The 17,095-nt window shown below is 24.8% G+C and carries 18 protein-coding genes and 8 tRNA genes; 5 read left to right on the forward strand and 21 right to left on the reverse strand.

Annotation, left to right across the window (positions count from 1 at the left end):
* Positions 1-34 precede the first annotated feature (34 nt).
* Complete coding sequence (locus ACXX86_RS03295; RefSeq protein ID WP_458561140.1) at positions 35-1,102, reverse strand: YitT family protein; 1,068 nt, start codon at positions 1,100-1,102, stop codon at positions 35-37.
* A 185-nt stretch (positions 1,103-1,287) separates the two neighbouring features.
* On the opposite strand from ACXX86_RS03295, the gene ACXX86_RS03300 reads away from it, so the two are divergent.
* Positions 1,288-1,947 (forward strand): deoxynucleoside kinase, encoded by a 660-nt coding sequence (locus tag ACXX86_RS03300; protein WP_436358978.1) that lies wholly within the window; start codon positions 1,288-1,290, stop codon positions 1,945-1,947.
* Positions 1,947-3,497, forward strand: coding sequence for an MATE family efflux transporter (locus ACXX86_RS03305; protein WP_436358980.1), 1,551 nt, complete (start codon positions 1,947-1,949; stop codon positions 3,495-3,497). The genes ACXX86_RS03300 and ACXX86_RS03305 overlap by 1 nt, the downstream gene beginning before the upstream one ends.
* Positions 3,498-3,685: 188 nt before the next feature.
* On the opposite strand, the gene pfkA is transcribed toward ACXX86_RS03305, so the two are convergent.
* A complete protein-coding gene (gene pfkA, locus ACXX86_RS03310; protein ID WP_436358982.1) occupies positions 3,686-4,666 on the reverse strand; it encodes a 6-phosphofructokinase in 981 nt (326 codons plus the stop codon).
* A 240-nt stretch (positions 4,667-4,906) separates the two neighbouring features.
* Here pfkA and ACXX86_RS03315 point away from each other — a divergent pair, with 240 nt between their 5' ends.
* Entirely contained in the window at positions 4,907-5,221 is a 315-nt protein-coding gene (locus tag ACXX86_RS03315) for a thioredoxin family protein (RefSeq protein ID WP_436358983.1), read from the forward strand.
* Between the two features lie 85 nt (positions 5,222-5,306).
* Positions 5,307-5,381 (forward strand) — tRNA-Trp (locus ACXX86_RS03320).
* Positions 5,382-5,386: 5 nt separating this feature from the next.
* Here the strand turns inward: ACXX86_RS03320 and ACXX86_RS03325 are convergent.
* From ACXX86_RS03325 to smpB, 19 genes are all read right to left on the reverse strand, one after another.
* A complete protein-coding gene (locus ACXX86_RS03325; protein WP_458561141.1) occupies positions 5,387-7,510 on the reverse strand; it encodes an ATP-dependent Clp protease ATP-binding subunit in 2,124 nt (707 codons plus the stop codon).
* A 115-nt stretch (positions 7,511-7,625) separates the two neighbouring features.
* Positions 7,626-8,288: a hypothetical protein gene (locus ACXX86_RS03330; RefSeq protein ID WP_436358987.1), complete on the reverse strand. Its 663-nt coding sequence runs from the start codon at positions 8,286-8,288 to the stop codon at positions 7,626-7,628.
* Positions 8,289-8,400: 112 nt separating this feature from the next.
* Positions 8,401-9,000: a hypothetical protein gene (locus ACXX86_RS03335; RefSeq protein ID WP_436358989.1), complete on the reverse strand. Its 600-nt coding sequence runs from the start codon at positions 8,998-9,000 to the stop codon at positions 8,401-8,403.
* 118 nt (positions 9,001-9,118) lie between these two features.
* Positions 9,119-9,250 carry a S26 family signal peptidase gene (locus ACXX86_RS03340; RefSeq protein WP_436358991.1) on the reverse strand — a complete coding sequence of 44 codons (132 nt, stop codon included), beginning with the start codon at positions 9,248-9,250 and terminating at the stop codon, positions 9,119-9,121.
* 47 nt (positions 9,251-9,297) lie between these two features.
* Complete coding sequence (locus ACXX86_RS03345; RefSeq protein WP_458559640.1) at positions 9,298-9,969, reverse strand: hypothetical protein; 672 nt, start codon at positions 9,967-9,969, stop codon at positions 9,298-9,300.
* 147 nt (positions 9,970-10,116) lie between these two features.
* Positions 10,117-11,439, reverse strand: coding sequence for an ATP-binding cassette domain-containing protein (locus ACXX86_RS03350; RefSeq protein ID WP_458561142.1), 1,323 nt, complete (start codon positions 11,437-11,439; stop codon positions 10,117-10,119).
* Between the two features lie 275 nt (positions 11,440-11,714).
* Positions 11,715-11,789, reverse strand: a tRNA-Gln gene (locus tag ACXX86_RS03355).
* Between the two features lie 3 nt (positions 11,790-11,792).
* Positions 11,793-11,876: transfer RNA gene (locus ACXX86_RS03360), tRNA-Tyr, on the reverse strand.
* A gap of 104 nt (positions 11,877-11,980) precedes the next feature.
* A complete protein-coding gene (locus tag ACXX86_RS03365) occupies positions 11,981-12,292 on the reverse strand; it encodes a hypothetical protein (protein ID WP_436358993.1) in 312 nt (103 codons plus the stop codon).
* 113 nt (positions 12,293-12,405) lie between these two features.
* Positions 12,406-12,912: an adenine phosphoribosyltransferase gene (locus tag ACXX86_RS03370; RefSeq protein WP_436358995.1), complete on the reverse strand. Its 507-nt coding sequence runs from the start codon at positions 12,910-12,912 to the stop codon at positions 12,406-12,408.
* 81 nt (positions 12,913-12,993) lie between these two features.
* The gene (locus ACXX86_RS03375; RefSeq protein ID WP_436358997.1) at positions 12,994-13,827 is read right to left on the reverse strand and encodes an FAD synthase; all 834 of its coding nucleotides are present in this window, start codon (positions 13,825-13,827) and stop codon (positions 12,994-12,996) included.
* Positions 13,827-14,627, reverse strand: coding sequence for a YcsE-related riboflavin metabolism phosphatase (locus tag ACXX86_RS03380; RefSeq protein WP_436358998.1), 801 nt, complete (start codon positions 14,625-14,627; stop codon positions 13,827-13,829). The genes ACXX86_RS03375 and ACXX86_RS03380 overlap by 1 nt, the downstream gene beginning before the upstream one ends.
* A gap of 2 nt (positions 14,628-14,629) precedes the next feature.
* On the reverse strand, positions 14,630-15,484 hold the full coding sequence (truB, locus tag ACXX86_RS03385) for a tRNA pseudouridine(55) synthase TruB (RefSeq protein WP_436358999.1): 855 nt from the start codon (positions 15,482-15,484) through the stop codon (positions 14,630-14,632).
* An 80-nt stretch (positions 15,485-15,564) separates the two neighbouring features.
* Positions 15,565-15,649: transfer RNA gene (locus ACXX86_RS03390), tRNA-Leu, on the reverse strand.
* Positions 15,650-15,702: 53 nt separating this feature from the next.
* Positions 15,703-15,778 (reverse strand) — tRNA-Thr (locus ACXX86_RS03395).
* A gap of 1 nt (position 15,779) precedes the next feature.
* Positions 15,780-15,855, reverse strand: a tRNA-Val gene (locus ACXX86_RS03400).
* 6 nt (positions 15,856-15,861) lie between these two features.
* A tRNA-Glu gene (locus tag ACXX86_RS03405) sits at positions 15,862-15,937 on the reverse strand.
* Position 15,938: 1 nt separating this feature from the next.
* A tRNA-Asn gene (locus ACXX86_RS03410) sits at positions 15,939-16,013 on the reverse strand.
* A gap of 132 nt (positions 16,014-16,145) precedes the next feature.
* Positions 16,146-16,577: an SsrA-binding protein gene (gene smpB / locus ACXX86_RS03415; protein WP_436359000.1), complete on the reverse strand. Its 432-nt coding sequence runs from the start codon at positions 16,575-16,577 to the stop codon at positions 16,146-16,148.
* A 151-nt stretch (positions 16,578-16,728) separates the two neighbouring features.
* Between smpB and rpmG the strand changes: the two genes are divergently transcribed.
* Complete coding sequence (gene rpmG, locus ACXX86_RS03420; protein WP_436359001.1) at positions 16,729-16,881, forward strand: 50S ribosomal protein L33; 153 nt, start codon at positions 16,729-16,731, stop codon at positions 16,879-16,881.
* The last annotated feature ends 214 nt before the right edge of the window (positions 16,882-17,095 follow it).

Below are 17,095 nucleotides of genomic sequence, written 5' to 3' on the forward strand. Positions count from 1 at the left end.
AATCTGTAAAAAAAAGAATAAAATAATTTAAAAATTATTCTATTCTTGAGGTGTCAAATAAACCACTTGTTTCTAAAACAGGTTTGATAGAGATTCAAATGCTTGGATCAACATTTTTTAATTCATTTACAATGTATTTTACTTCTAAATATAATGCAATAGTTTTGATTTTATATGTTGGTTTTCCTGTATATCCAGAAATCCCTTCTCATAAATTATAGGAATGTCAATATTTCATAACTTTTAAATGAGCAAGAATTTTTTCAGGTTCAGAAGTGTGAAAAGTTAATTCCACTTTTTTGTATTTTGGATAAATTAAGTTTACTATCATTGATGTTAGAAATATATACATAATAGTGGAAACAACTTGAATTCCTAAAATTTTATGTATTTTTCCTTCTCCAATATTAAAATAACCAAGTGTTCCAAAAAGTACTAATGAAACAAAAGCTATACTAATAGAAATAGAAAATAATATTTTTCCAATTGGTTTTCTTTTTTTGGTTGAATAGTAATAAGAAATAAAATCTGTCCCTCCACTTGAACCACCAAATTTTCAAGCAAGACCAATAGAAACCCCTATTAGCACAGAACCTAAAAAGGTATAATATAGAATAGGTCATAAATCTGTGTTTAATTCTAGTGCTTTTACTACATCTCAATTACCAGATTCAACAGTTATATGGTTACTTAAAAAGTCATGAACCACTGTTATATTAAAAAATAAATTTCATAAGTTTTGAAAAATCATTCAAATTATCGTTAAATACATAAAACTTCTTTTTAAATGTTTTCAAAATAAAATGATTAGCGGTAAGTTTAGTGCTAAGTAAAGTAAAGAAAAATAATGTTTCGTTTCACTAAAAATATATGTAATAAGAGTTGGGATAGCTGTTAATCCAGAAGGAATTGTTTTAGCTTTTGCAAGTACAATTACTATTGAAAAAGTAAAAAGAAAAGAAGAAACAAACATCATAAAGATTGAAAAAGGTTTCTTTTTACAAACATCAATAAAATTCTTAGGATTATTATCACCAGTGTTAATTAATTCATTTTCAAGTTTTTTAATTTTTTTAATAAAAGTATTATCGTTTTTTTTCATATTATTCCTATGTTCTATTTACGTTAATATTTTATATTTTTTTCAAAAAAAATAAAAAAAATTTTCAAAAAATAAAAAAAAGATTTCTATAAAATGTTTTTTTGAAATTATTGCTTTTTTTATTTTGTTTTTTTAAAAAAATGTTTATTATTAAATTACACACAAAAAAACAAGGAGTAAATAAAATGGTTATAGGTATTAGCGGAATGATTAGTAGTGGAAAAAGTACACTAACATCATCTTTAGTAAAAAAATTTCCAAATTCAGAAATGTTATTAGAATTTAATGAAAACGACGAAGTTTTCAACACATTTTTAAAGTGATTATATGAACAAAGAGAAAATTTGACAATTGGTTTTCAAACATACATTATTGAAAACCATTCATCAATTTTTGCAGATAGACTAAATAAATTTAAAGAAAGAAATCTAAAAAACAAAGAAAAAGGATTTTTTTTCTTAGATAGATTTTCAATCGAACATCACATTTTTGCTCAAATAAATTTAGCAAAAAAAGAACCTAAATATATGAGAGCATATGAATTAGCTTTTAGAGAATTGATTACTCCAGAAGAATTTCCTGATCTTGCAATTTTTTTAGATATTTCTTTTGAAACATTTAAAGAAAGATTTTTCAAGAGAGAAAGAGCTGTAGAAACAGACAATTGAGAAAAAAATAAAGAATATTTTGAAGTTTTACACAGAAATTACAAACCTTATTTTGAAAAATTATGTAAAGAATTTAACTTAAATTATGTTGTAGTAGACACCAACGGTTTAAATGAAGAGCAAGTGGAAGAAAAAGTTATTGAAATTATTAAAAATTACTCGAAAAATAGAAAATAATGATAACGACGAGAAATAAATTTTTATCCTTCATTTTATCGTTTTTCCCTTCTACAAAAGAACGTTGAAAATTATATTCAAAAATCGCAATACCTGTAGTATTGTCCGGTTTTTTAGTATCTTTAAATGGTTTTATTGATAATTTTATGGTTACAGGAATTTCAGGTGGTGTTTCAGCATTAAATTTTGCAAACGCATTCACCGGAATTATTGGTGGAATTTTAATAAGTTACAATGCAATTGGAATGCCTTTATTTGGTCAATTTTGGGGCGCCAAAAAATCAAAAGAAACAAAAGAAGTTTTGAGAACAAGATATTTAATTTCTTTTGCTTTTGGACTTATATTTTCAATTATGATTTTAATATCTCCAGAATTTTTTATAAAGACGATTGCAAAAGATAATAATATAGTCAATGGAGAGCATAGTCAAACTTATTTAGATATTGTAAAACAAGCAACAGATTATATAAAAATAATTGTTATATCTTGAATTTTAATGTCTATTTCTTTTACTACTATTTCTTTATTAAGAGAAACAGGTAATGGTGGAATTTCATTATATATATCATTAACTAGTTTATTAACAAATATAATTTTAAATTTAACATTAATACCAAAATTTGGAGTTGTTGGTTCTGCATGAGCAACTGTTTGTTCAGGTATTGTGAGTTTAGCTGTAAGTTTAGTTTTTATGGGACTCAAAAGTAAAAAAACACTTGTAAATCCTTTAAAAATATTTAAGATTAGCAAAAAAATATGAATATTATTTTTAAAAAGAATACCAAGTTTTCTTTTATCTTCATCTAGCTTTGTTTTTATTTCCATAAGAACTTTTTTATGAGCAGCAGGTTATAAAGTTGGTTCATTGGGTTATGGAGAATATAAGGAGTACTGAGGACTTGGTGCTGCAGCTATTTTAGGAATAACAACATCATTAACCAATATCTTTACATCGACTTTTGGGATTATAGGTGCTAATGTCACGTTGTTTGTTGGAAAAAAATTAGGAAACAATGAAATTGAAGAAGCAAAGAAAAATGCTAAAGAATTAAAGGGATTTCATTTTGTAATTGCATTAGGTTTATCATGTATATTTGCGATTTTAATTATATTTATTCCTTTTATGAAGTTCTTTTCTTCTGGTGTTGAGACTGGTTTAGAAGAGCAATTAAAACAAATAGGGGTATCACAAAATATAATTGATAAACAAAAAGAGTTAGCTTCAGCATATTATTTAAAAGAAATACAACTAACATCAATTTCAATTGCTATATTTAATCCTATATGAATAATTTTTAGTTCTAGTGTTAGAACTATGGAAGCGGGAGGAAAAAATAATTTAACTTCTATATTACAATTTGGTTCAGGAATTGGTCAAATATTGTGATTAACTTTAATAGTTTTTGTTTTTATACCGAATTTTAATTTAAGTTTAAATTATCAATTTGCCTTTTATTACTTTATTTTATTCACTTCGGACTTAGTAAAATTATTTATTTATGAGTTGTTTTATTTTAAAACTAACTGAGCAAGAAACATTACACATTAGAGAAAGAAATCAGTATTAAATTACTGATTTTTTTAAAATAAAAATTTGAGTTTAAACTCAAATTCTTTATTATTTTGTTTGTGCAGCTTTTGCTGCTGCTTTTTTAGATTCTTTTCTAATTTTTTCTACTCTTTTAGCTTTTCTTTCAGCCATTTCTTTTCTTCTAATTCTTCTCATTTTTTCTCCTATTATGATTGATTTAATTTATTGAATTTTATTGTTTTTTCTTTATTACTTTTTCTTGGTGCTTGTAAAGCTTCTAATATAGGTGTAGCAACAATGTCACCTTTATTAACACCTATTGCAACTCCAGATTCACCTTTTTTAAGTAAGTCAACAGCTTTCATTCCCATTAAAGTAGCTAAGATTCTTTCTTGTGCTGAAGGATTTCCACCTCTTTGCACATGTTCTAAAGCCATTGCTCTAGAAGAAATTCCTGTTTTTTCTTGAACAAAACTTGCAATTTCTTTTAGATTAGGATAAATAAATTCGCTAACTATAGCTATCACACTTCTTTTTTTCATTGTTTTAATTTGGTGTTCAACAACTTTAGCAATTTCTTCTTTAGTCATTGTTAATTCGTTTGTAATAATAATTTCAGCACCAGTTGCTAGACCAGAATATAAAGCTAAATCTCCAGCACCGTGTCCCATTACTTCTAACATTAAAAATCTGTTGTGTGAATTTGAAGTATCTCTTAATTTATCTACAGCTTCAACTATTGTGTTTAAAGCAGTATCATATCCGATTGTGAAATCACTTGATGTAATATCGTTATCAATTGTGCCTGGTAATCCAATGGTTTTAATTCCAAGTTCGTGTAGTAATTGAGCTCCCATATAAGAACCATCACCACCAACAACAACAAGTGCATCTATTCCTAATTCTTCTAAATTTTGTTTAGCAATTTTTCTTGTTTCTTCTTGTTTAAATTCAGGGAATCTTGCTGAAAAAATAAATGTTCCACCTTTTGAAACATAGTCATCAACATTAAATTTTGAAGCAGGAACTATATTTTTTTCATATAATCCTTTATAACCTTCAAAAACTAAAAAAGGTTCTATTTCATTTGCTAGTGCATGTTTAACAACTGCACGAACAGCATTATTCATCCCAGGTGCATCACCACCAGAAGTTAATATTGCAATTTTTTTAATTTCTTTTTTCATTTGTGTCCTTAATAAATAACTATTAAATTATAAATTTTTTTTAAGAAAAATCAAAAAATATTTTAATATTTTTACTTATTTTTTTCCATTTTTAGTTTAAAAATAGTTTTTAATTGTTATTTTGAATTAAAAAAGTTAATTTTTTCGCATTTTTTTCATTTAAAACAACTTTTTTGTATTTTTTTCTTAATTTTCCTTTACAATTTATTTGAAAATATTTAAATTAATAAGGAGACAAAAATGTTTGTAAAAGATGTTACAAAAGAAACATTAGCACAAAGTATTGAAAATGGAAAAGGAGTGCAACTATTAAATTTCCATGCTACTTGATGTGGTCCATGTAAAATGTTGGCACCTGTTTTAAAAGAAGTTGCAGAAAAAATGAACATTGAAGTTTATAAAGTAGATGTAGATCAAGATAGAAACTTCGCAAGAGAAATGGGAGTTTCAGGAACTCCAACAACTTTTATTTATAAAGATGGAAAATTAGTTTCTCACATTGTTGGTTATGGTGCATATGAACAATTTTCAGAAGCACTAAAACAAATTATTTAAATTTAAAAAACTTAGTTTAAAAACTAAGTTATTTTATTTTTTATTTTCAAAAAAAGGAAAATATGCTACAATATATTTTGTTAGTAGAGGTGTAGTTCAATGGTAGAACAACGGGCTTCAACCCCGTGTGTTATGGGTTCGAGTCCTGTCACCTCTGCCATTTTTTTATTCCTTTTTTCAAGTAATAGAGTTTTTAGTAACACTTAAAATATTTATATTTTCTTTTGAAATATCTTTATTAATAATACTATTTGCAATTAATGTTTCTATATTTCTTTTAATAAATAATTTAACAGGGCGAGCACCAAAGTTTAACACATCTGTATTATTAACAATGTAATTTAATAATTCATTTTCATAAACAATAGAAAATCCTGTATTTTCTCTAATTCTAGTTAATAATTTATCTAATTCAAGTTTAGCAATATTTTTAAGAACATCTTTTGATAAAGGATTAAATTTAATAATTTCATCAATTCTATTTAAGAATTCTGGCTTAAAATGCTCAAGTAATTTTTCTTTAATTGTTTCCATTGAAATTTTAGGATTATCTAGAATTTCAAGAGCTGCAATATTGCTTGTCATAATAATGATAGTATTTTTAAAATTAACCTTTCTTCCTTTAGAGTCTGTTAAAGTTCCATGGTCCAAAATTTGTAATAATATATTAATAACATCAGGATGTGCTTTTTCTATTTCATCAAATAAAATTATAGAATAAGGATTTTGTCTAATTTTTTCAGTTAGTTGTCCTCCTGTTTCATAACCAATATAACCTGGAGGAGAACCAATTAATTTAGATACAGAGTGTTTTTCCATATATTCAGACATATCTAATCTAATCATTTGTTTTTCTGAGTTAAATAAAAGAAGGGCTAAAGCTCTTGCAAGTTCTGTTTTTCCAACTCCAGTTGAACCTACGAAAATAAAGGAACCTATTGGTTTATCTGGATCATTTATATTTGCTTTTGATCTTAAAATAGCTGCATTAACTAATTCAATTGCTTCGTCTTGTCCTTTGATTATATTTTTTAAATCAGTTTTTAAATTTAATACTTTAACTTTATCTTCTTCAATTAATTTAGCAACAGGAATTTTAGTTCATTTTGAAACAATTTTTGCAACATCTTCAGCTGTTACTTCGTCTTTTATAAAGGAATTAGTGCTATTTTCTATTTTTGTTTCTATTTCTTTAATTTGATTTTCCACTGCTGGAATTTTATTATAGATAATTTCAGATGCTTCTTTAAATTTCCCTTCATTTTGAAAAATTTTAAAATTATTTTTTAAATCATCAAGATAATTTTTTAATTCAGCAATTTTAGAAGTTTGGTTTTTTTCTTCATTAAAGATTTTTTCTTTTGATTTTATTTCTAATTCTAAATCTTTTATTTTTTCGTCTAATTCCTGTATTTTTTCTTTGTTTTCGTCATTTTTTGAACCTTTTAAAGAAATTTTTTCCATATTCAATTTTGCAAATTCTTGTTTTAATTTTTCAATTATTTCAGGTTGATAATTAGTTTCTACTTTTAAAGTAGCACTAGCTTCATCTACTAAGTCAATTGCTTTATCTGGTAGAAATCTATCACTAATATATCTTGAAGAAAGATTTGCAGCAGCTACTAATGCCTCATCGGAAATTTTAATTTGATGGAAATTTTCCATTCTATTTTTAATTCCTCTTAAAATTGTTATAGTGCTTTCAATTGAAGGTTCACTTACATCTATTTTTTGCATTCTTCTTTCAAGTGCTGCATCCTTTTCGATATAAATTTTATATTCTTCAAGAGTGGTTGCACCAATTAATTTTATTCCACCTCTTGCCATAATTGGTTTAATAATGTTAGCAGCATCCATAGCGTTATTACCATTTCTTCCTGTTCCAATTAAAAGATGAATTTCATCTATAAAAACAATAATTTCACCGTTAGAATCTTCAATTTCTTTAATTAGTTTTTTTAATCTATCTTCAAATTGACCTTGGTAAGAAGCACCAGCAATTATAGAAGCTAAATCTATTTCTCATACTTCCTTATTTTTTAAACTTTCAGGTACATTACCTTCAACAATTTGTCTTGCCAAACCTTCAACAATAGCTGTTTTCCCTACTCCTGGTTCTCCAACAAGAACGGGATTATTTTTTGTTTTTCTTGAAAGAATTGTTATTATTCTTCTGATTTCTTCATCTCTTCCAATTACTGGATCTAATTTATTTTTTAGTGCCAAATCAGTTAAGTTTTTCCCAAATTCTTTTAAAGGGCTTTTGTTTTCTTTATATTCAAAATTCATATTATCACTCCTTTTTATTTTTTTCTAAACAAATTATAGCACATTTTTTGGCAGTCTAATAAAAAGAGTGCCAAATTTTTTGAAATAAAAAAATGAAGTTATTAATAACTTCAAATTAATGTCTTTTCTTTCTAGAAATTTCTTTAATTGATTTTATAAGTTCTTTTGCAATAATTTTACCAATTTCTTTTCCTGCGGACTTAGCAGCAGTTTTTGCTAGTGTTTTAGCAAAAGATCTAACTTCTTTGGAACGAATGAATTTATATCATTTTAATTTTAATTCTTTAGTTTTATCTGAAGTTACATTAACAAATTCATTTGCTTTTCTTTGTGCTTCTGCTTCATTATCCCCTTGTGATTTATAGAAAAAGACAAGAACTTTTTTATAAATTTCTTTTTGTTTTGAAAGTTCATTAGCTTTTATATCTTTTACTTTAGAATAATCAAAATCATTTTCATTTCCTTCAAATTCGCTATCAGAAGGTTGTTCTTCTGTTTCTTCGTTTGAACTTGTTGTTTTTGAAGGATTTGCAGGAGCAGGGTTTTCTGGATTGTTATTTACAGGGGTTGTTTGAATGTTTGAACCTGGTTCACTTGGATTTTCATTTGAAGGGGTTGTAGGAGTTGTAGGGGTTGTAGGAACAGGTTGTTCTGGGGTTGCAGGTTGTTTGGTTTCTGAATTATTATCACTTTTAGCTTGTTGGCAAGAAACAATAAATAAAGCAGAAACTGGTAAAACAGTTAGTGTACTTAATGTTAAAATTTTTGCTTTTTTCATATATTTTCCTTTTTTAAGTTTATGATAATACCATTTTACAAAAAAAAAAAAAAAGCAAGTTTTTGGCAAAAAAAGAAAAATCCCTTTAGAATTTTCCTTATTTTTAATATTTTTAGTGTTTCTTTCTTTTTATAACTTCTTTAAGTGAATAGAAAATCTCTTTTGCTAAAAGTTTTCCAATTTGTCTAATGGAACGTTGTTTAATTGCTGTTTTAACAAAATTTCTAACTTGTTGAGAACGAATGAATTTGTATCATAAAACTTTTAATTCTTTTGGATTTGTACTTTTATTTATAAATTCAGTTGCCTTTTTATTTGCTTCTTCTTCTGAATTTCCTTGTCATTTATAAAAAGGAACGAGAATTTTTTTAAAAATTGCTTTCTTTTTAGATACTTCGTTTTCTTTGTATGCTTTTACTTTAGAGTAATCAGAATCATTTTCATTATTGTCAAAATGTTCATCACTAATTTGATTTTCATAATCTTTGTCATCTTCATCATCTTTAGGATTAGAATCAGAAGGAGTAGTTGATTTTGGTGTTACAGGATTTGGATCAGTATTTACAGGTGCTGGTGAAGCAGGAGCAGGATTAGTTGGTTGGTTAGTTTGATTTCCTGATTCAGTTTTAGTTTGTTGGCAAGAAACAATAAATAGAGCAGAAACTGGTAAAACAGTTAGTGTACTTAAAGATAAAAATTTAATTTTTTTCATATTTTCCTTTTCTTTTTATTTTTATTAGTTTCATTTTACAAAAAAAAAAAAAAAGCAAGTTTTTGATAAAAAAATAAGAAAACAGGCATTTTTATCCTGCTTTCTTAAACTTTTAATTTTATGAAATAACTTTAGCAATAATTTGAGAATACAAAACATAACCAAAATTTTTGCTATCTATGGATGAAAGAACATTTTTACCTAAAACAAAATATTGATTTTCTTTTAGGTGAATTTCTAAATTATGCATTTGTATTTTGTTTTTATTATCAAAATAGTTTCTTTTTAGAAAATATTTTATCTTAAAAGATTAATTGCCCTTTTTTTGTATGTTAAAAATGAGATTAATAAATAAAATAAATAATAACCAACACTTATTATTAATCAAACAAGTAAACTAATACTTAAAAAATATGAATAGTTTATCTCTAAAAGTTTAAATCCAGGACTTATATTTATAACAAGATAAAATGAAGCAAAAAATGAAGGAATTAAAAATATTAAAACCGATAAACTTAAAATAAGATAAGAAAAGGAATGGTATAAAAATATATTTAAAACTTTTGTTTTTAAAAGTTTTAGAATTCCAATTACTCTATTTTTAGAATCTGTTAAAAATTTAGAAAAAAGAATAATTGTAATAAAACTAATTGCAGAAACAACAATAACTAAAAGTAATAATAAGTAGGCAATGAAATTATTACCAACTGCTAATTGTTTATAAACTTGGGAATTATTTGTTGTTAATTTTAAATAAGGATTAATTTCTTTTAATTCTTCTTTTAAAAGATTAGTATCGTAGTTGGGTTTTGTAAAAATTGTAAAAGTTGGTTGATATTCTGATGCAAAATATTTAAAGTTACTATCTGTTGTTTTGAGTTCAGGATTAGTGCTTTCAAAAAAACCAACAACTTTAACTAAAAAATCATTATATCCTGTATTTAATTCTAAAAACGAATTAAGTTGCACGTCATATTTTTCTTTAATTTCTTTACTTAAATTAATTTCTTCATATGATTTAGCTTTTTGACCTTCAATTATTTGGTCAGTATCATTTATAACAGAATAGGACTTGATATTTATTTCATTTTCATTAGCAACATTATATTTAGTTATTTAATTAGTTTTTCTTAGTGAAAAACCTTTAAAAAAATAATTTTCATTTGTTTTAATAAAGGAAGAAAGGGTTTTTGAAGAAAAGAAATTTAAGTTTTTGTTTTCAAAATTTAAAGAATTATTAATTGCACTAATAGTTAATTCCTTTTGTAAATTGCCAAAATTTACGTTAACCTTATCATTGATTTTTAAATTATATTTTTTTGCAATTTCTTCTGAAATTATAAATTCATTTTCATTTTCTGGAAAATTTCCTTCTATATTTAAATACTTCAACCTATCTTTAAAAAAGTTGTCATTTTCAATAGTTTGAAATTTTAATATTTCTTTTTCGTTGTTAATTACAAGTTTTACTACATAATTATCATATGTATCTAAACTATAATTAATTGATTCTAGTTGCTTTATTTTTTCTTTTTCTCCAGGATTAAGTTCATAAGATTGATTAATTTGTTTTGTTATAAACGCTTTATCAAAATCTGAAAATCTTGTATTTTCATTTTTAAGAGCTAAATTATTGCTTGAAAATAGCATAAAAATAGGGACTATTAAAATCGCTATTAACATAATAATAAAAGAAATAAAGAAAGAGTATTTCTTTTTAGTTATGTCAATTAAACTTAAATAAGGAGCAGGTAATAATTTATAGAATTTATTTCTTTTTTTACTTATTTTGTGATTAAAAATTTCTTCTTTTGGAGTAGGTGTTTTCTCTTCATTCTTTTTAAATTCCTTTGCATTTAAGTCATAATAGCTATCAGCATATTTTTTAACTAGATCAATATCGTGAGAAACAACAATAACAAGTTTATTTTGTGATATTTTATTAAATATATCAAAAATTTTATGGGAATTTTCTTCATCTAAGTTGCTTGTTGGTTCATCTGCAAGCAAAATATCAAAATCTCTTACTAGAGACCGAAGAATAGTTACTCTTTGTCTTTCTCCTTCAGATAATAGTTTAACCTTTTTCTTTAAAAGTGTTTCATCTAACTCTAAATCTTTTGCTAGCTCAATAATTTCTTTTTCATCAATAGTTTCAGAATTAACATTTAAAGAAATTTTTATATTTTGAAAAGCGTTTAAATCTTCAATTAAGTTAAAATCTTGAAAAACAAATTCAATTTTTGGGTTTTCTTTCTCAAAGGTAATAGTTCCAAAATCAGGATTGATTAAGTTACTAATTATGTTTAAAAAAGTACTTTTACCACTTCCTGATTTACCTAAAATACAGAAAATTTGTTTATTTTCTATATTTAGTTCCTTTATATCTAAAACTCTTTTGTTTTTAAAAGACTTTTTTAAATTTGAAATTTTAATCATTTTCTCCTCCTAATAAAAATAATAAAATAAAAGATCTTTTTTCAAGACCTTTTTCTATTTATAAATATTATTATAAGGTTTAAAAAAATCTTGATTTATAGACAAAAATAGTGTTAAAAATTTTAACAATAATTTTTTTATTTTTAATAATGTATTTAAAATTGTTATTCATTATTTTTATCTCTTTCTTTTATTTTATTAGTTTAATTGTAGCATATTTTTAAATTTGATTAAAAAAAGAAGCAAAGTATTTTGCTTCTTAGGTCATTTTTGATTGGCTGCCCCAGTTAGATTCGAACTAACGCATCGCGGCACCAAAAACCGCTGCCTTACCGCTTGGCCATGGGGCATTATGGTGGGGGGGGAGGGATTCGAACCCCCGAATCGTTAGAAAGTGGGTTACAGCCACCCGCGTTTGGCCGCTTCGCTACCCCCCCATAAAACAATATTATTATACACTATTTTTACAAAATAGGAAGAAATTATTATTGTTTTTTGTTTATTTAAAATATTTTGCTTTGAAAATTATATAAATTGATAATTAATTTAAGCCAACAACTATATAATTATCTGCTCAGATTTCAGGGAATGTTCCTTTTTTCATAATAATTGTGAAAAAATCTATAATAAAACTAAGTAAAAGACATGTTCACAATAATTTAAATAAGAATAATCTTAACATTCTTCCAGAACCATAACTATAAGTTATCCCTGTTACTTTCATACCGAAAGTAGGTTTTCCAGAACAGAATTGAATAATTTGTATTACAAACATTACTCCAACTGTAATAACTGCTAAAAAAGTATCAATTCAACTAGCAAAAAATCTTCTTCAATATCCAGCAATCTTCATTTTTATCCTTTCCAATTAAAATAATATAAAATTGTATCATTTTTTTTAATATTTCAAATTAATAATTAAGACATTTTATTATAAAAAAACCAGAATTTGCTGGTTAAAGTATCTTAAATTTTTATTAATGATTCTACTTCATAAGGTTTTAGCATATCACGACCTTTTAGTTCTTCTAATTCCATAAGAAGAACAATTTTTTCAACAGTAGCTCCTTGTGATTCAACTAAATTAATAATAGCTCTTGTTGTTCCACCGGTTGCAAGAACATCATCTATAATTATAGCTTTTTGCCCTGGTTTAATCATTCCTTTTTGCACTTCTAAAGCATTTGAACCATATTCTAAATCATAATTCATAGATACTACTTCACCTGGTAATTTATTTGGTTTTCTAACCATAATAAAAGGTTTTTTTAGCATAGCAGCAACTGGAGTTCCAAAAAGAAAACCTCTAGCATCAGGTCCAATTATTATATCTGCATCTTTGCTTAATTCACTCATTTTATCTATCACATATCTTAAAACTTCCCCATTAGCAAGTAATGGAGAAATGTCTTTAAATAAGATTCCTTTTTTTGGAAAATCTTGAACATCTCTTATATATTTAATTAAATCCATAACTTTAAAATTATATTACATATTTTTTATTTTATTAAGAGAAATAAAAAAATGCTTTTATTTTAATAAAAAAACTAATTTTTAATAACTAAAAAGCTTTTTAATTTCTTCTTTTTCTTTAGTTGTTAATTGATTTTCTATTTCTGTTGTGATTATTCTTTTTTGTTTTACAAATTCAATAAAAACAATTTCTATTGATTCAATTTCTACTTTTAAACCCTCAAAGAAAAAGATTTTATCTTTTTTTAAAACAAAATCCCTTCAAAGAATAACTGGATATTTTTTTTCATTTCATATTAAATAACAAAGGTAAATTCCAGCTGGAAAAATAGTTTGATTTTTAAGGAAGAAAACTTCATTTTTAAAATTTATTTTAGCTTTTATGAAAAAATTTTCTACTAAATTTTTATTAATTGCTTCAAAATTTCCACTAACTAGCAATTCTTTTAAAAAAGAAGTAGATATTTTTCTTTCATTTTCTTTATAAAGTTCTACTATTTCAGTATCTGCAAAATAATCTTTTATTTTTTGTGCATTTAATAAACCATTTTTTCCTAATTTAAAGTCTGAACCTATTATAAATTTAGTTGCTCCTTTTTTAATTAAAAGATTAATAAAATCATAACCGTCAGTATTTTTGATGTTTTCATCAAATTTTAAAAGTAAAATGTAGTTAATTTTTAAATTGGCAATAACTTGAATTCTGGAAAATAAATCTGAAAAAAACTTTTGATTATTTTTAGGTAAAATTTCAGGATTTTCAAAAAGTAAAATTGTTATTTTTTTATTAAATTCTTTTGCTTTTTCTAATAGTTTTAAATGCCCTTTATGAAAAGATTCAAAAGATCCTAAAATAAAGCAAGAATCTTGCAATTCTTGGTTATTGTCATCATTGAAAAGTATAACTTTTGTCATTAATAAATAATTCCTAATTCTTTTAGTTTTAAATATGTTCCTTTTTCTTCAGAAGAAAGTGCTGTATCTTTAGCAACTTTTATAACAAAATCTGGAGCACCATCCATAGCAATTCCATAACCAACTTCTTTTATCATTTCATAGTCATTTGAACCATCACCAAAAGCAATCATTTCTTGAAGTGAAATGTTTATAATTTTTCCTAATTCTTTTAGTCCTTTAGCTTTATTACTGTTTAATGTACTAATAAAAAAACCTTTTGATCATGTGGAATTTATTTCAAGATTTAAATCATTTTTCTTTAAAAAATCGGCTGTTTTAGAAATTAAATTAGGATCAGAACTTTTTACAGTTATGATATGCAAGTTATTTTGATCAAACTCTAAATCAGTTAATTTTTTAAATTTTGCGGTGTGATCTTTTAAAAATCAATTATTAAAATCATGACCTTCTGAAAAATAACCGTATTTATCTGTCATTACACTATAATCACAATTTTCCTTATCTAAAAAATTACTTAATGTAATAAAATCATTGTAATTTATTTTATCTTCATAAATAATTTTTTTCTTTTTGCAATCAAAAATAAATGCTCCATTAGCTCCTAAAAAGTAATCTACTTCTACTTCATCAAGAAGATTACCGATTGTAATCATTTCTCTACCTGTACAAAAAATAACCACTATTCCTTGTTTTTTTAAATCAACAAACATTTTTTTGATTTCTGGAAAAAAATCTTTTTGTGTGTATGGTAAAAGTGTTCCATCTATATCAAAAGAAATTAATTTATATTTTTTCATTTTTACTCCATTTTTAAAACTTTATTTATTATATTTCCAAAAAGTTTATTAGAAAACATTTTTTGTTTATAAATTCTACCAAATCCAACAATTTTATTATTAAAAATTAATACAATTTCTTGTTTATCATCTTCTTCTATTTCAAAATTAAGTCCTTTTACTAAAGTTTTAAGTTGCATATCATTTAAAACAAATTTAGGCAAATTATTATCGATTATACTCAAAGGATCTATTTGTTCCAAATGAAGATCATCTAAAGTTAAATTACTTAACTTTGTTCTTTCTAAAGAGGTCATAATGGCAGAAGTATTTAATTTATTAGATATATCTCTTATTAAACTTCTTATATAAGTTCCTCTAGAAACTGTTGTTTCAAAAGTTAATTCTTGTTTTTCATAATTGAACTCTATGATTTTAATTTTTTCAATGCAAACTTTTGATTTGGATAAAACTATATTTTTATTTTCTCTTGCTAAATCATAAGCCCTTTTTCCATTGATTTTTTTAGCAGAAAAAATAGGTGGAGTTTGCATATAGCAACCAATAAAAGAATTTATTTTTTCTTCAATTTCTGCTAATTCTATTTTTTTTGTGTAATTGATTTCAGTAATTTTTCCTTCTATATCTAAGGTATTTGAATCTAAGTGAAATTTCATTGTGGTTATATAAGTTTTTGTGCTTTTATCTAAATAATTAATTAATTTTGTATCTTCATCTGTTGCAACTAACAACAATCCAGTAGCCATTGGATCTAAAGTTCCTGTATGACCGATTTTTTTAATATTATTTTCTTTTGCAAATTTTTTTATTTTTTGAAATGAACTTATATTTTTTTCTTTGTATAAAAGTTTAATCATATAATAAATATTACTTTAAAAAAACAAAATAAAAAGCAAAATTTAATAATTTTGCTTTAATGATAATTATAAAAATTATATGGTGCGCAAGAAGGGACTTGAACCCTTACGCCGTAAAGCACTAGAGCCTAAATCTAGCGTGTCTGCCAATTTCACCACTCGCGCATTTTAAGGTCATGTTAAAAGGAATCGAACCTTTTTTTAAACCAATAACATGATGGTGCCGTCTATAGGAATCGAACCTACGACCTACTGATTACAAGTCAGTTGCTCTGCCTGCTGAGCTAAGACGGCATGGTGGAAGATGAGGGGCTCGAACCCACGACCTCCGCCTTGTAAGGGCGATGCTCTCCCAACTGAGCTAATCTTCCTAAAAATGGTGACCCATACGGGACTCGAACCCGTGAATGCATGGATGAAAACCATGTGTGTTGACCGCTTCACCAATGGGCCATGGCGCCGATTGCGGGGATCGAACCTGCGACCAACTGGTTAACAGCCAGCTGCTCTACCGCTGAGCTAAATCGGCATTTAGCATTGCAAATAATAATGCTTTATTATTATACTACTTTTTTTAAAAAAACAAAATAATTTTTTATTTTTTTTCTTCTTATTAAAAAAGCAATTTTATTTTATCATAATTTTGAAATTTATGCATTTTTTAATAAATAATTTTTTTAATTGTTCTTTCTAATTCTTTTTCTTTTTCAGAAATCCTTTTATCTATTTTATTTTTACCTTTAACTAAAGCTAATTCAACTTTAACTTTATTTTTATCATTTCAATAAAACATTAAAGGAACAAGAGTAAATCCTTGTTGTTTTTGTTTTAGTTCAATTCTCTTTAATTGATTTTTATGTAAAAGCAATTTTCTTTCTCTCTCTTCATCTCCTTTTACGGCCATATATAAGGAAATATGTAAGTTAGTTAAATATAATTCACCTTTTTTAAAAGTAGCATAACAATTTTTTAAGTTAAAATTGTTAGCTCTTATGGATTTAATTTCTCAACCAAGTAAAGAAATTCCACATTCATATTTTTCATAAATTTCATAGTTGAAATTTGCTATTTTATTTTTTTGAATTATTTTCATAACTTTTCCTTTCTTATATAATATTATTATAGATTAAAAATGATTTTAAATATAAATTTACAAAAATAAAAAGATTAAAAAATAAAAAAATGTGAATTTTTTGATAAAATTTTTTTATCTTTTATTTATAAAAATACAATAAGGAGGAAAAATGCCAAGAGAAGGTGTTACTTTAAGATGCAATGAATGTAAAATGGAAAATTACATAACAACAAAAAACAAAAAAACACAGACAGAAAAATTAGAAATGTCTAAACACTGTCATAAATGCAACAAACATACATCACATAAAGAAAAAAAATAATTTTCCTTGTGTTTCCTTTATAAAAGAATAAATACTATATTTAAATTTTAGTTTTTACTCTGCTTTATTATAAATGCAGAGTTTTTTATTAAAATCTAATTTTAAAAATATTTTCTTCTTTTTGTTAAAATTAAATTAATTAAATTATTATTTTATATTAGGAGGAAAAATGCCAAGAGAAGGTGTTACTTTAAGATGCAATGAATGTAAAATG

The sequence above is a fragment of the Mycoplasma sp. CB776 genome, from assembly GCF_054343395.1.